The sequence below is a fragment of the Pseudomonas sp. DF11 genome, assembly GCF_058148565.1.
The window spans coordinates 697,774-712,643 of the sequence record NZ_JBYVYN010000002.1 but is presented as its reverse complement, the minus strand read 5'-3'; the positions used below and the strand labels follow the sequence as shown (position 1 = coordinate 712,643).

14 protein-coding genes are annotated in these 14,870 nt (G+C 60.5%); 9 read left to right on the top strand and 5 right to left on the bottom strand.

Features of this window, described 5'->3' with window-relative positions; all coding sequences use genetic code 11:
* Nucleotides 1-224: 224 nt before the first annotated feature.
* The 6 genes from AC30D9_RS09890 (at nucleotide 225) to AC30D9_RS09865 (ending at nucleotide 6,676) form a co-directional block, all read left to right on the top strand.
* Nucleotides 225-743: an RNA polymerase sigma factor gene (locus AC30D9_RS09890; RefSeq protein WP_109755014.1), complete on the top strand. Its 519-nt coding sequence runs from the start codon at nucleotides 225-227 to the stop codon at nucleotides 741-743.
* Nucleotides 740-1,714, top strand: a complete 975-nt coding sequence (locus AC30D9_RS09885; RefSeq protein WP_490143960.1) for a FecR domain-containing protein — start codon at nucleotides 740-742, stop codon at nucleotides 1,712-1,714. Before AC30D9_RS09890 ends, AC30D9_RS09885 begins: the two co-directional genes overlap by 4 nt.
* Before the next feature lie 260 nt (nucleotides 1,715-1,974).
* Nucleotides 1,975-4,413 carry a TonB-dependent siderophore receptor gene (locus tag AC30D9_RS09880; RefSeq protein WP_490143959.1) on the top strand — a complete coding sequence of 813 codons (2,439 nt, stop codon included), beginning with the start codon at nucleotides 1,975-1,977 and terminating at the stop codon, nucleotides 4,411-4,413.
* 218 nt (nucleotides 4,414-4,631) lie between these two features.
* On the top strand, nucleotides 4,632-5,762 hold the full coding sequence (locus AC30D9_RS09875; protein WP_134926119.1) for a PepSY-associated TM helix domain-containing protein: 1,131 nt from the start codon (nucleotides 4,632-4,634) through the stop codon (nucleotides 5,760-5,762).
* Entirely contained in the window at nucleotides 5,759-5,938 is a 180-nt protein-coding gene (locus tag AC30D9_RS09870) for a hypothetical protein (protein WP_134926120.1), read from the top strand. Before AC30D9_RS09875 ends, AC30D9_RS09870 begins: the two co-directional genes overlap by 4 nt.
* Nucleotides 5,939-6,046: 108 nt before the next feature.
* The gene (locus AC30D9_RS09865) at nucleotides 6,047-6,676 is read left to right on the top strand and encodes a glutathione S-transferase (protein WP_307576307.1); all 630 of its coding nucleotides are present in this window, start codon (nucleotides 6,047-6,049) and stop codon (nucleotides 6,674-6,676) included.
* Nucleotides 6,677-6,859: 183 nt separating this feature from the next.
* Here the strand turns inward: AC30D9_RS09865 and creD are convergent, their stop codons facing one another.
* From creD to rloA2, 4 genes are all read right to left on the bottom strand, one after another.
* On the bottom strand, nucleotides 6,860-8,233 hold the full coding sequence (gene creD / locus AC30D9_RS09860; RefSeq protein ID WP_134926123.1) for a cell envelope integrity protein CreD: 1,374 nt from the start codon (nucleotides 8,231-8,233) through the stop codon (nucleotides 6,860-6,862).
* Nucleotides 8,234-8,410: 177 nt separating this feature from the next.
* Nucleotides 8,411-9,829: a two-component system sensor histidine kinase CreC gene (gene creC, locus AC30D9_RS09855; RefSeq protein WP_490143958.1), complete on the bottom strand. Its 1,419-nt coding sequence runs from the start codon at nucleotides 9,827-9,829 to the stop codon at nucleotides 8,411-8,413.
* The gene (gene creB / locus AC30D9_RS09850) at nucleotides 9,829-10,509 is read right to left on the bottom strand and encodes a two-component system response regulator CreB (protein WP_490143957.1); all 681 of its coding nucleotides are present in this window, start codon (nucleotides 10,507-10,509) and stop codon (nucleotides 9,829-9,831) included. The genes creC and creB overlap by 1 nt, the downstream gene beginning before the upstream one ends.
* A 69-nt stretch (nucleotides 10,510-10,578) precedes the next feature.
* Nucleotides 10,579-11,085, bottom strand: a complete 507-nt coding sequence (rloA2, locus tag AC30D9_RS09845) for a retropepsin-like aspartic peptidase RloA2 (protein WP_058543389.1) — start codon at nucleotides 11,083-11,085, stop codon at nucleotides 10,579-10,581.
* A 295-nt stretch (nucleotides 11,086-11,380) separates the two neighbouring features.
* Here rloA2 and yihG point away from each other — a divergent pair, with 295 nt between their 5' ends.
* From yihG to AC30D9_RS09830, 3 genes are all read left to right on the top strand, one after another.
* Complete coding sequence (gene yihG / locus AC30D9_RS09840; protein ID WP_490143956.1) at nucleotides 11,381-12,274, top strand: 1-acylglycerol-3-phosphate O-acyltransferase, YihG family; 894 nt, start codon at nucleotides 11,381-11,383, stop codon at nucleotides 12,272-12,274.
* Nucleotides 12,275-12,354: 80 nt separating this feature from the next.
* Nucleotides 12,355-13,338, top strand: coding sequence for an RHS repeat-associated core domain-containing protein (locus AC30D9_RS09835; protein ID WP_490143955.1), 984 nt, complete (start codon nucleotides 12,355-12,357; stop codon nucleotides 13,336-13,338).
* A 217-nt stretch (nucleotides 13,339-13,555) separates the two neighbouring features.
* Nucleotides 13,556-13,963 (top strand): DUF3757 domain-containing protein, encoded by a 408-nt coding sequence (locus tag AC30D9_RS09830; protein ID WP_307576318.1) that lies wholly within the window; start codon nucleotides 13,556-13,558, stop codon nucleotides 13,961-13,963.
* Nucleotides 13,964-13,999: 36 nt separating this feature from the next.
* Here AC30D9_RS09830 and AC30D9_RS09825 read toward each other — a convergent pair whose 3' ends face one another.
* Nucleotides 14,000-14,575 (bottom strand): DUF2780 domain-containing protein, encoded by a 576-nt coding sequence (locus AC30D9_RS09825; RefSeq protein WP_307576320.1) that lies wholly within the window; start codon nucleotides 14,573-14,575, stop codon nucleotides 14,000-14,002.
* Between the last annotated feature and the right edge of the window lie 295 nt (nucleotides 14,576-14,870).

Sequence of the window (14,870 nt, the reverse complement as noted above, 5' to 3'; positions counted from 1 at the left end):
CCCGCCCCCGCCTCTGCCACAATCGCGAACAATTCTCGTTACTTAAAACGTCGGTGATGCTCCGTGTCGTCAGTCCCTAGTGTCCGGTCTCGCAAGTACCGTCCCTTTTTTGACGAGTGGCGGCTGTCGTCAGGCAAGGCGCCGCGACGAGTCATAGCCCGCTATGGCGAGGAGCGGCAACGCAGCATGACGGCAGCAGACGCCGTCAAAAAGGAACGGTACTTGTGAGACCGGACACGACTCCTCATAGTGATTTGGTTGGTGCGTTGTACCGTGACCATCGCGCTTGGCTATTGGGATGGCTGCGCCGCAACGTGGCGTGTGCGCAACGGGCCGAGGACCTGAGCCAGGACACCTTTGTGCGCTTGCTGGGTCGCGAGGAGCTGAAGGCGCCTCGCGAACCCCGGGCGTTCCTGGTGGCCATCGCCAAGGGGTTGCTGTTCGATTACTTCCGGCGAGCGGCATTGGAGCAGGCTTACCTCACCGAACTGATGCTGATCCCCGAGGCCGAGCAGCCCTCGGTGGAGGAACAGCAAATCATCCTGGAAGACCTCAAGGCCATCGACCGCCTGCTGGGCAAACTGTCGAGCAAGGCTCGCGCAGCCTTCCTCTATAACCGCCTGGACGGCCTCGGCCACGCCGAAATCGCCGAGCGCCTGGGGGTTTCGGTGCCGCGGGTGCGGCAGTACCTGGCCCAAGGCATTCGCCAGTGCTACATCGCACTTTATGGTGAGCCGACATGAGCCAGGCCCATGCCAAACCGGTGTCGGCCAGCGTGCTGGACGCCGCCATTGCCTGGCAATTGTCGCTGGACTCGAGCAGCCCCCAGGAGCGCGAAGCCTTCGCCCGCTGGCATGCTGCCGACGAAGAACACGCCCGGGCCTGGCAGCAGTTGGGCATGCTCGACCAGCGTTTCAGCGTCGCAAGTGGACCGGCGCGGGCCGCACTGCTGCAATCGCGGGTCAGCATTCGCCGGCGGATCCGCAAGGTGGGCAGCGGCCTGGCCAGTGTTGTCGCGGTCATCGGCCTGGCGTTGTTTGCCGGGGAACGTTACCTGCCGCTGGATTACTGGCTGGCCGATCAGCGCACCGCGACAGGCGAGCAGCGCACCCTGCGTCTGGCCGATGGCACACTGGTCAATCTCAACACCCACAGTGCGCTGGATGTGCGGTTCGATGACAAACAGCGTCGCATCGTCCTGCAGGAAGGCGAGATCCTGGTGGAAACCGGCCACGGCGACCCGCGTCCGTTTATCGTCGAGACCCGCGAAGGCAGCATGCGCGCCCTCGGCACCCGGTTCCTGGTCAAGCGCGAGGACCAAGGCACGCGTCTGAGCGTGTTGAAATCCGCGGTAGCAGCGCATCCAGAGGCAACGGACGTCGAACAGATCCTGCGCGAAGGCCAGCAGGTGCTGATGCGTCGCGACGGCCTCGGACCGACCATTGCCTTGAACCCCGGCGCCGATGCCTGGACTCGCGGCATGCTGGTGGTGGACAACGCCCGCCTCGAAGACCTGGTCCATGAGCTGGGGCGCTACCGGCGCGGTTACTTAGGTGTCGCGCCCCAAGTGGCAGACCTGCGCATCACCGGCAGTTTTCCGCTGCACGACACCGACCTGGCCTTGACCGCCCTGCTGCCTACCTTGCCGGTGCAGGTCGAGCATCACACGCGATGGTGGGTGGTGGTGGGGCCGAGGGCCGAGGCCAAGCCTTGAGGAATCTTGCGTCAGTGATGACCTAATCGCGAGCAGGCTCGCTCCCACAGTGGAGCGGTGTTGTACACGAAGCAGCGGCTCACTGAAGATCAACGGTGGGAGCGAGCCTGCTCGCGATGAGGCCAGTAGCCTCAACACAAGGCCAGGCAGGACACCAGGCTCCAAGCTGAATCTAAATTATTTTCATCCAGCCCTATCACTTTTCAATTTTCATCCGGCACCCAGGCAATTGAGAAATATTTCCATTCAGGAGCCGCCGTATGTCCCGCCCGCTAGACACCCTGTTGCGCCCCAGCCTGTTGGCCGTTGCCATTGCCTTCGCCGTTCCTCTCGCCAGCGGTCCGCTGCTGGCCGCCGAACAGGCCACGAGCGTGCGCACCTACAACCTGCCCGCCGCGCCCCTGGCCAGCACCCTGAACCAGATCGCCAGCCAGGCCGGCCTCGCGCTGAGCCTGAGTCCGTCCCTGGCCTCGGGCAAGACCTCGGCTCCGGTCCAGGGCCAGTTCGACGCCACCGGCGCATTGCGCGAGGCCTTGCGCGGTACCGGCCTGCAACTGGAGCAAAGCAGCGCCGGCACCTACAGCCTGGTGGCCGTGCCTGAAGGCGTCATGGCCTTGCCGGAAACCAGCGTGATCGGCGCCGGCCTCAGCGAAACCGCGTGGGGCCCGACCGAGGGTTACGTCGCCACCCGCACCGCCGCCGGTACCAAGACCGATACACCGATCGTCGAACTGCCGCGCTCAGTCTCGGTGGTCACGCGCCAACAGATGGAGGACCGTTCTGTCCTCAACCTCAATGACGCCCTGCGCTACACCGCTGGCGTGCAAAGCAGCGGCTACGGCTCGGATTCGCGCAATGACTGGCTGCTGGTTCGCGGCTTCGTACCGACTCAGTTCCTCGATGGCCTGCCGCTGCCCAGGGGCAACTACATCACGCCGAAAATCGAGCCCTGGAACCTTGAACGCATCGCCGTACTGCGTGGCCCGGCTTCTTCGGTCTACGGCCAGACGCCACCTGGCGGCATGCTGGACATGGTCAGCCGGCGCCCACAGGCCGAAAACAGCAACGAGGTCGAGTTGCAGGCCGGCAGCTACGAACACAAGCAGATCAACTTCGACAGCACCGGCAAAGTCGATGACGAAGGCCAGTTCCTCTATCGGCTCAGCGGCACCGTGCGTGACAGCAATTCCCAGGTCGATCACATCCCCGACAAGCGCTACAACCTCGCACCGAGCCTGACCTGGAACATCAACGACGACACGCGCCTGACCTTCCTGTCCCAGTACACCCGCGACGACACCGGCATCACCGGGCAATTCCTGCCGCTGCAAGGCACCAAGCTGTCCTCGCCAGCGGGCAAGATTTCCCACCACAAGAACCTCGGCGACCCGGACTGGGAATTCTACGACCGTACCTACTACGCGCTCGGCTATGCGTTCGAACATCGCCTGAACGACACCTGGCAGTTCCGCCAGAACCTGCGCTACACCAAGAGCGACCTGGAAACCCAGGGCATCTCCGCCGGTGGGCAATTCTGGCCGGCGGGTCCAGATGAAGCGGTGAGCGCCGATGGCACCGTCAAGCGCAGTGCCAGTGTCGTCGACGAAGACATCAGCCAGTTCGCCGTGGACAACAACTTCCAGGCCGACTTCCAGACCGGCGCCCTCAGCCACACTTTGCTGCTGGGCCTGGATCACCAGCGCTCCAACAGCAATTCGCGCTGGTTGTGGGGGTCGACCGGCGTGCCGACCAGCAACATCCACAACCCGATCTATGGACAGGATTTCTCCAACGTCCAGTACTTCACCATGTACGACTACAACCAGAAGACCAACCAGACCGGCCTGTACGTCCAGGACCAGATCGCCCTGGACAACTGGCGCCTGACCCTCGGCGGTCGTGAAGACTGGATTCACACCGGCACCGAATTCCACAACCAGAACAACGTCACCAACACCCAGCGCGACAAGAAATTCAGCGGCAACGCGGCGTTGAGCTACGTCTTCGATAACGGTGTGACGCCCTACATCTCCTTCGCCCAGTCGTTCCAGGCGGCGGCAGGCTCGACCGTCAACAGCACCGAAGCATTCAAACCCACCGAAGGCGAACAATACGAAGCGGGTATCAAGTATCAGCCACCCGGCACCAAGACCCTGCTGACCGCAGCGGTGTTCGACCTGACTCAGAAAAACAACTCTGTCACCGAAAACAACGTCACCCGCCAAGTGGGTGAAGTACAGGTGCGTGGCGTGGAGTTGGAAGCCTCGGGCGACGTGACCGACAACCTCAAGCTCATCGGCTCCTACACCTACAACGACAGTGAAATCACCAAGGGCACGACGGCGGAAAAAGGCAAGCGCATGGCCCAGGTGCCGCGTCACCAGGCCACCGCCTGGGCCGACTACACCTGGCATAACGGCCCGCTCGACGGTTTCGGCGTCGGCGCCGGCGTGCGTTATGTCGGTGACACCTACGGCAACACCACCAACACCGACTGGGGCCATGTCGGGTCCTACACCGTGTACGACGCCTCGGCCCATTACGACCTGGGCCGTTTGAACAAGACCCTCAAGGGGGTCACGGTAGCGGTGGACGCGAAGAACATCTTCAACAAGGACTACCTGTCCACCTGCGATGGCTTTTATTGCTACTACGGCGACCAACGCAACGTCGTCGCCAGCGTGAATTACAAATGGTAAACGGTTAGCATTTGCAAAATCTTTTTGAGGGTCATCTGTCACTGAGGTCGATCAGTTAAATGAAATACCTGTGGGAGCGAGCCTGCTCGCGATGGCGGTGAGTCAGTTGCATTGATGTTGAGTGACACTGCGCTTTCGCGAGCAGGCTCGCTCCCACAGGTTTCGCGATTTGACTGACTGGCCTCAAGCATCGTGGCCCTCTTGCATTCGGATCGCCCATGAAAAGCAAAACCATTCGCCGCTGGTCCTTCGTCCACACCTGGACCAGCCTGATCTGCACGGTATTCCTGCTGATGCTGGCGATCACCGGACTGCCGTTGATCTTCCACCATGAAATCGAACACCTGCTGGGCGACGCCCCCCAGCTTCGAGAAATGCCGGCCGACACGCCGCCGCTGGATCTGCAACAACTGGTGGAAAAAGCCAAGGCCCATCGCCCGGGCGAAGTGGTCCAGTATTTTGGCTGGGACGAAGACGAACCAAACGGCGTCATCACCATCATGGCGCCGACACCGGGCACCGAACCCAATTCCTCCCATACTTTCATGCTCGATGGGCGCACCGGCGAGGCCCTGGAAATGCCCTCGGCCAATGGCGGCTTCATGATGGTCATGTTGCGTCTGCACGTGGACATGTTCGCCGGGTTGCCGGGCAAATTGTTGCTGGCATTCATGGGGTTGTTGTTCGTGATTGCCATCGTCTCCGGGGTGGTTCTGTACCTGCCGTTCATGCGCCGCTTGAAGTTCGCCACAGTGCGCCAGGACAAATCCACGCGCCTGCGCTGGCTCGACCTGCACAATCTGATCGGCGTGGTCACGTTGGTGTGGGCGCTGACCGTGGGCGTCACCGGCGTGATCGCCGCGTGCGCCGACCTGATCATCGCCGCCTGGCGCAACGACAGCCTCAGCGCCATGATCGAACCCTACCGCAATGCCCCGCCGCTGACCCAACTGGCACCGGCCACCCGTTTGCTGGACATCGCCAAGGACGTCGCGCCGGGCATGGCGCCGAGCTTCATCGCCTTCCCCGGCACGCTGTTTTCCAGCGAACACCACTACAGCGTGTTCATGAAAGGCAGCACCCACCTGACCTCGCATTTGCTGACGCCGGTACTGATCGACGCCAGCACCCTGGAGGTCACCGCCGTGGCCGAACGGCCGTGGTACATGGATGTCATGAGCCTGTCGTTGCCGCTGCATTTCGGTGACTACGGTGGCCGACCGATGCAGATTTTCTGGGCCACCCTCGACGTGCTGACCATCATCGTCCTCGGCAGCGGTGTTTACCTGTGGCTGGTGCGGCGCAAGGCGGCCAAGCGTGCAAGCGTTGTCGCGGAGGTCGCCTCGTGAGGCCTCGGCAATCGAGTTTCTGGAAAGTGTTCGGTATTCCCCTGATGATCGGTGCGCTTAGCGCGGCGGGGTTGTTTTCGGCGTTGCTGGGCGACGGCGCATGGGATGCCGTGAGCTGGGTCGGACTGGGCGTGCCGACAGCGCTGGGCGCCTGGGGACTGATCAAGCGAGGATAACCTGAGCCCGACACTCCCACATTCGGAACCTGTCACGCCTTAGGACCACTCGCCAGCCGCTCTGGAACTGTCTAGGCTAAGCCACTGCCGTTTATCGAGGATACCTGCATGTCCACCCCCAGCATGACGCTGTTCCACAATCCCGCTTCGCCCTTCGTTCGCAAGGTCCTGGTGCTGCTCCACGAAACCGGCCAGCAAGACCGCGTGGCGTTGCAGCTCAGCCAGCTCACGCCGGTCAAACCGGACCGGGTCCTGATCGACGACAACCCATTGAGCAAGATCCCGGCCCTGCGCCTGGCCAACGGCAGCGTGATCCATGACAGCCGCGTCATCCTCGATTACCTCGATCACCAGCACGTCGGCAATCCGCTGATCCCCCGGGATGGCGCAGCCCGCTGGCGGCGCCTGACCCTGGCCTCCCTGGCCGATGGGATCATGGATGCGGCCGTGATGATCCGCTACGAAACCGCCCTGCGTCCGGCGGAAAAACACTGGGACGAATGGCTCGATGCGCAGCGGGACAAGATTCGCCGGGCCCTGGCCATGCTCGAAGCCGAGGCGATTGCCGAACTGGCCTGCCATTTCGACGTGGCCTCCATCAGCGTGGCCTGCGCCTTGGGCTACCTGGACCTGCGCCATCCAGACCTGGAATGGCGCAAGGCCAATCCGCAACTGGCGGCATGGTTCGCCGAAGTGAGCTTGCGGCCTTCGATGGTTGAGACGGTGCCCAGGGTTTAGATTTGCATTGACCGTTCCGCCCTCATCGCGAGCAGGCTCGCTCCCACACTTGATCGTGTCGCCCTTTGTGGGAGCGAGCCTGCTCGCGATGGCAGCGCACCGGATCCACAGGAAACAACCCGGCAATCCGCATCACCAACACTTCGCGCACTCGCTGATCCTCACGCAACCCCAACGACCGGCTCATTTCACCTCTCCCAAGTCAAAGCTCATCGCAGCGGCCGACTTGGACCCAACCCCGTACCAATCCAGCTTACGGGTCAACACCATGAACACGCCCAACAGGCCGAACAGCAACAGCGAGCCCATCAACAGCGCGTAGTCCTCGGCGCTCAACAAGCCATAGAGCAAGCCGTACAACCCCGCCAGCCCCGCCGAGAATCCCAGGCCGTGGCTCACGCTGCGCAGCACATGGCAGACATAAAACCCGATCAGCACCACACAGGCACTGGCCGACACCAGGTACGCCAGGGTGAAGCCGATGTGCTCCGACAGCGACAACAGCAACAGGTAAAAAAACGCCAGCGCCACGCCCACCAAGGCGTACTGGACCGGGTGCACCGCCAGGCTCTTGAGCACTTCGAAGAGGAAGAAGCCAGCAAACGTCAGGGCAATGAACAGCAGCGCATATTTGATCGCCCGGTCGCTCTTGAGGTACTGGTCTACCGGGTCGATGAAGCTCACACCGAAGGCGCGACTGCGGAACGCTTCACAACTATCGCTGGGCTCGCAGGCTTGCAATGTTTCCAGGAGGTTGGTGGAGAAAAACGACGTCTGCCAGTCAGCACTGAAGCCCTGCTCATTGATCTCACGATTGACCGGCAGGTAGTTGCCGATGAAGCTCGGATGCGGCCAGTCGGCCGACAGGTGCACCTTGGTGGACTTGCCCACTGGCAGAACCTGGAACTCGCCAGTACCTTGCAGGCGCAGATCGAAACCAAAGGTCAGCTCCGGGCTGCCCTGGGCGGTGATCATCGGCAGCGGCACATGCACACCCTGCCCCAGCCAGCCGAGCCGCGAACCAGGCAAAAAGTCGACGGTCTGCTGGTTGAGCGTCAGGGTCAGCGCATTCTCGATGCCGCGGATGTCGCTGATGCCCACGCTCAAGTACGGTTCGTCGAAACGGTAATCGGCAAAGTCCTTGGCGGCGATACCGTAGCGCTCCGGCACCTTGAAGCGGCCATCGATCCGGTTATCGGCATGGAACAACCGCGCTTCGTAGATCCCCCGGGCACGGGTTTCAGTGCGGACCTGGCCGTCGAGTTCGAACGCATCCGGCAAAAAATACAACTCGCCCGTCCGCTCGACGGTTTCCAGGAAACGCACACCGGTTTTCTCGTTGGTATTCCAGACTTTCACGTCCTTGCGAAACGGCACCACAATCATCGGCCCGATGAGTTGCTGGCTGTAGCTGGAGCTGCGAGCGATGTCCTGCAACACACCGTCGCGCAGCTCCTGGCGCTCGTCGATAAGGCCGTTGATCATCAACAGCGGGATCATCAGCAAAAGAATCAGTAGGGCAATCATGCCCAGTTTTATGGCGAGGCTGCGGTTCATGTGGGGCTCTCCCTGTTCGTATGGGGGAGAGTCTGGGGTGGTTGTGTGCTGGGCTTATGGAGAGATTATGGAGATTGTGTGGAGACTGGACGGCCCCCTTCGCGAGCAAGCCCGCTCCCACAAGGACTGCACTGAACCTGTGGGAGCGGGCTTGCCCGCGAAGGCCACGCCTCGGTTTCAGGGCAACCGCAACACCACCTCGACCCCACCCTCGACATTGCCAATACTGAATGCCCCCCCATGCAACTGCACCACTTCCTCCACAAAGTTGAGCCCCAGGCCGGTGCTCTTGCGACCGCTGTCCGGCCGCGGCAGGGAGTAGAAACGCTCGCTCAAGCGTGGCAGCGCATAGTCGGGAATCGGTGCGGCCTGATTGAACAGGCGGATCTCGACCCGATTGCCGCTGCGCTCGGCGCTGATGCGCAGCAGGCCGTTGACGGGGGTGAAGTCCAAGGCGTTTTCCAGCAAATTGCCCAAGGCCTGACGCAACAAAAATGGCTCGCCGGTCAGCACCAGGTCGGCTGCAATGTGTTGTTCAACGCTCAACTGGCGACTTTCGATCCAACCGCTGCGCGCTTCCAGCAACTCATCCATCAATGCCGCCAGCGGCACCGCGACTTCTTCTTCCAGCCCCTGGCGCTGCTCGATCTGGGCCAGGTTGAGCAACCGTTCGATCAACTGCTGCATGCGCATACTTTCGTTGCCGATGTTACTGACGAAGCGTTGGTGCTGGGCAACAGGCATGTCGCTTTGCAGCAGTTCGGCGGCACCGCGAATCGCCGCCAGCGGACTCTTGAGCTCGTGGGTCAGGGTATGCACGTAACGCTCGACGTATGCCTTGCCTTCGAGCTGGGTGCGCATGTGTTCCACGGCGCCCGCCAGTTGCTCGAACTCGCCACCGCGATAATGCGGCACTTCCACCCGACGCCCCTGGCTGACCGCCTGGGCATAGGTCGTCAACCGTCGCAGCGCCGCGCTGAGCCACCAGGACAGCAAGCCGCCCAGCAACAGGCCCAGGGCCACCAATCCGGCGCCATACGCCAGCAGCCGCCGCTCGGTGCGATCGACATAAGGCTGTAATGAACTGTTGGGCTTGGCGACCGTGACGACACCGATGATTCGGCCGTTGTCGCGGATTGGCGCACCGACGTGCATCACCGAAGACGCTGGATCGTCCGGATCGCTGCGGCTCGAACGGGCGCCGTAGTGGCCGCGCAGAGTCAGGTAGACGTCGTTCCAGCGCGAATAATCCTGGCCCACCGCCACGCCACTGGAGTCGAGCACCACGATGCCCTTGGCATCGGTGACATAGATGCGGTGGCTGACCTGGTTCTTCGGCAAACCCCAGATCGTCGCCGCCGGCTGGCGCTCGCCGTAGGCCTTGAGCAATTGCGGCCAACGATTCTGGTTGAGGGTGCCGGCCTTGAAATCGTCCCGCAGGATCTCGGCCATCAGGTTGGCCGTGTCCACCAGGGTTTCTTCAGTGGACTGGCGCACGCCAGGGCGGATTTCCTCCATGACCGTGTTGAGCACGAAATAACCGGTCAAACCGATGAACAGCACATACACCAAAAAGATCCGGATCCCCAGCGACATCAGCTGTGCCCCGGGCTGTAGCTGTAGCCCAGGCCCCGATGGGTCTGGATCGGCTCGGCCTCGGCCCGGACCAGGCGCAACTTGGCGCGCACGCTCTTGATGTGACTGTCGATGCTGCGTTCGTAGCCGGCATCACTGGCCACGCCCAAAGCGTCGAGCAGTTGTTCGCGGCTGAAGACCCGTTCGGGTTGCTCCAGCAGACAGTTCAGCAGGCGAAACTCGTGGCGAGTGAGGTTCAGCGGTTTGCCACGATAGTTGATCTGCACCCGGTCGGCATCGACCTGAAACAACCCCATGCCCGGCTCCACCGCTGGACGCGGCGCCACACGTTTGAGGATCGCCCGGACCCTGGCTGCCACCTCGCGGGGGCTGAAGGGCTTGACCACGTAATCGTCGGCACCGATTTCCAGGCCCACCACGCGGTCGATCTCAGCATCCCGGGCTGTAAGAAAGATGACCGGAACGTCGCTGAAACGTCTGAGATTTTTACAAGTCTCGAATCCGCTGATATCCGGCAGGCCCACATCGAGGATGATCAGGTCCGCCGGGGTGCTTTTCTGGTGATCGAGGGCGGCCGCGCCGAGGCTCAGCCAAGTGGTGTCGAATCCCTCCCCTTGCAGGGCAAACACCAGCGTATCGGCGATGGCGGCTTCGTCTTCGACAATCAGGATATGAGGCATGGCTTGCGAGCCCGGCAGTAAAGTTGCCGGAACGGTGCCCCAAGCCTCGGGGCACGTCAATCGGGGAAATCAGCAGTCGGGCTTGTCTGCGGTGAAGCGGCGGGCCGGGTTCACCGCTGCACCGAACTCGCGCAGGGCCTTGGCGCCGATCAACAGCGGGTAATTGAAACTGCTGCGGTCGGTCAGGTTGACCTCCACCGTGCGCTTGACGTTACCCAGGCACAACTCCAGATCGACCACCGGGCGCTTGGTGGGGGCGATTTTTTCGTCGTCGTCCTCATCCTCTTCGGAACGGGTCTTGATCTTGCTGATGCGGGCAATCTTGTGTTCGTAGACCTTGTTGCTCGCATCCTTGGTCGCCAGGCGGAAGCGCACCCAATCATCGCCGTCACGGGTAAAGGTCTCGATGTCCTTGGCCGACAGCGAGGCAGTCAGGGCGCCGGTGTCCATCTTGGCCTTGAGCACTTCACCGCCGATTTCCGGCAGCGCGATGTACTCATAGCGCCCGTACAGGGTCGGCTCGGCGGCCAACACTGGAAGGGCCACCAGGGAAAGCAGGGCGAGAAAGGATTTCATGCAATTGGGCTTCCTGTGTGGGTGGGTTTTTAGACCGTGACAGATGGATTCGTTCGGTTGCCTTCGATGGCATGCGCTGCCTTTGTGGCGAGGGGATTTATCCCCGCTGGGCTGCGAAGCAGTCCCAATCCAGCCAACTCAATCAGTCTGGCACACCGAGATGCCTGGTTTCAGGGATGCTTCGCACCCCAGCGGGGATAAATCCCCTCGCCACAAGTTGCTCGTTTCACCTCGATTTGGCCTACCGCCCGAAGCTGCTTATCATGGCCCGCCCACCCGTTTGCAAGAGTCATCTATGCGCCGCCTGCTCACCGGCTGTTTTGTCACCCTGTTGCTGTTGCTCAATACCCTGGTGCTGTTCGGACCGTTGATGGTGTTCGCGCTGCTCAAACTGGTCCTGCCCGGGCGCTTTCGCGACTATGCCTCGTGGGCGGTGATGTGGATCGCCGAGACCTGGGCCGAGATCGACAAGCTGATCTTTGCCCTGTGCATCCCCACCCGCTGGGACATCCGTGGCGGTGCCGACCTACGCGGCGACACGTCCTACCTGGTGATCAGCAATCACCAATCCTGGGTCGACATCCCCGCCCTCGTCCAGACCCTCAACCGACGCACGCCATTCTTCAAGTTCTTCCTCAAGAAAGAGCTGATCTGGGTGCCGTTCCTGGGGCTGGCATGGTGGGCACTGGACTACCCATTCATGAAGCGCTACACCAAAGCCTTCCTGGCGAAAAACCCGGAACTGGCCGGCAAGGACCTGGAAATCACCAAGGCCGCCTGCGAACTGTTCAAGCGTCAACCGGTCACCGTGGTCAACTACCTCGAAGGCACCCGCTTCACCGCCACCAAAAGCCAACAACAGCAATCGCCCTTCACCCACCTGCTCAAGCCCAAGGCCGGTGGCGTGGCGTTCGTGCTCGCAGCCATGGGTGAACAACTGGACGCGGTACTGGACGTGACCGTGGTTTATCCGCAAGCGCGCATTCCCGGGTTCTGGGACTTGATCAGCGGCGCGGTGCCCCGGGTGATCATCGACATCCAGACCCGCGAGCTGGACCCGGCGCTGTGGCAGGGCGATTACGAAAACGATCCGGTGTTTCGCCAGTTTGTACAGGATTGGGTTAATCAGCTCTGGACGGAGAAGGATCGGCGTATTGCGGCTTTGCGCAGCGAAGGGGATAGAGCCTAACAGTTCTGATAGTAGGCAGCGGCTGGAAAACCTCCGATGCTGGAGGTCCGGTTTTTTGGACCTTGCACGGAGTTCGGAGCATGCCTGCTGCCCCTCGTGAAACCTTATTGTGTCGCTACCGCTACGACCCGCTGGATCGGCTGGTCGATTGTGCAACTTCCGCTGAGGCTGGTATTCAGCGCTTTTATTGCAAAAGCCGATTGGTGACGGAGATACAGGGTGCAGTGCAACGTAGCGTTTTCCAGCATGACGACCAGTTGTTGGCGCAACTTCGTCGCGAGGATGTGAAGATCGATACCGCCCTGTTGGCGACCGATCAGCAGCGGTCAGTGTTGAATGTGCTCGATGCGAACCGGCTTCATCCTCTCGCCTATACACCCTATGGCCATCGCCCACCGGGAAACGGAGTGCTCAGTTTGCTTGGGTTTAACGGCGAGCGGCCGGATCCGGTAACGGGACATTATTTGTTGGGGAATGGGTATAGGGCCTTCAATCCGGTGTTGATGCGGTTTAATAGTCCAGACAGTTTGAGTCCGTTTGGGAAAGGAGGATTGAGTGCGTATGGCTATTGTGTGGGAGATCCGAGAAACCGGATTGATCCAACAGGGCACTTCTCGCTTTTCAAGGGTATTCGCTCGTTATGGCGCAACGTGTTCAGATCGTCCAAAACCCATTACAAACACGAAGCCAGACTGGCCCAGAGAACGGCAGCTCAGAAGGGAGTACAACTAGAACAGGCAGAAATCAAGCTAGCAGAGGCGACATCGAAACTAGATGCAATAGAGAACGCAAAATTGATTGAGGGCATAAAGTACGAAGGAATTATTTCAAGTCAGGCCGACGAAATTGCAAAGCTGAAAGCAAAGCTGAACGATACACACCAAGAGCTTTTGTCAAAAAGAACTCAGCGGCCACCGGTGCCAACGCCGAGCCTTTTGGGACCTCCCATACCAAAACGCCCGGAAGTGACCCTAGCCTCACGGAACATCAAACAGGATCTCTGGGATAAACAATTAGCTTATTTAGATCTAGCACAAGCTCGCCAAACGATTCGTAGCCGATAATTTTGGTGGTTTGAAAGAGCATAGTTACGACTTGAACCTCCGCAACCGAGCAAGCCCCAACCAGACCTCGAGACTGCTTGTCCTTTTCTGACCTACTTCAAGGATCAAAACAGAATTTTTTAATTCCAAATCAACATAAAAACTGTCAACCCTGACAGTAGCCCTCACCAACCACAGCCGCAAACATGTTGCCGGGACATATTGCGGAGGCAAGTCCATGCGAAACTTCATAACGGACGGCGGCGCTGGAATGTGCTTGCTGATCATCGGCCATGTCCATGCCGGAGAAGTCACCTGCCCGGCGGCAACACAAATCCATGGCACCACTGAAACAATAGAAATCCAAGATGATCGCCAATGGCAGAGCCAGGACCTAGGACAAGAGGCCAACCCGGCGGTACTGCAACTTAACGACGCCGAGTTCGCGATCCATGAACCCGACGAAGATGAACAGATACCGAGGAGAGTGACCATCACCTGCAATTACGGCGAGAACAATCTCACGCTGGATTACCTCGACTTCCAAGGGCCGACATCGTTGCCCTTGGTGCCCAACCGTTGCGGCAGCCGAGACGCCAACACCTGCAGGCGCGCGAGCGCCGACTACTTCAGCTTGAGATTCTGATGGTTTCGTGGCGGACTTTCGATGTCGCCACCTTCATCAAACACCCGCACCCGTGCCCCAAATACCCCCCAGGTTCTGCAACAACGAACCGGCAACCCCTTGCTGACCAAGGTACTGCAGGATGATCGGGGCAAACTGCCCAATCATCCCACTGTCCATGCCCAGCGCACTGAATGCGTTGTTCAGGTCATTGGTGTCCTTGACGTTACCCAGCAACCCGTCGAGCAAGGCGTTTTTATCCGAGCCACCACCGAGCAAACCACCCAGGCCATTGAGCCCGCCGATGGCGCTGTTTCCGGCGATCTGGTCCAGGCCCGGCACACTTTTGCTCAATTCGGAGAACTGCGGCTCGCTGAGCCGATTCTTCGCCAGCCCCAGCATCGCACCGGCACCGCCGATGGCCTGTTCCGGGGTGATCTTGAGTTCCGAGCCCAGGGTATTGAGCAGCCCCGCGGCTTTCGGTGCAGCGGCCACGACACCCTCCTCCTCACCTGAGTTGCCCTGCATCGCCGACACCACATTCGCCGCATCGCTGAGACTGAACTGCGCGAAAGCCGGGCTGGCGGCCAGAGTCAACAGGCAAGACAGTGCAAAACCGCGTGAAACCTTCATCCGGGACATCCTCTTGAGCATGAAAAAACCGCCCATATAGAGCGGCGTAAAGCGTGCTTTGGACTGGCGCGAACAGCTATTGTTCCTAGGCGTTGTATGCGCTTCGACCGACAGTTATTACAGACAAATCTTTCAAGACAGTGGGAAACATCTGATTTAACGAGAATCGAGTCACTTGTTATCGCCAAAAGTTACCAAACATCCCTACACAGTTCTAAATTGACATAAATAACTGCCAACCTTGACAGTAGCCCGCCCGGCCAAAGCCGCGAGTATCGCTTAACGGAGCCAAGGA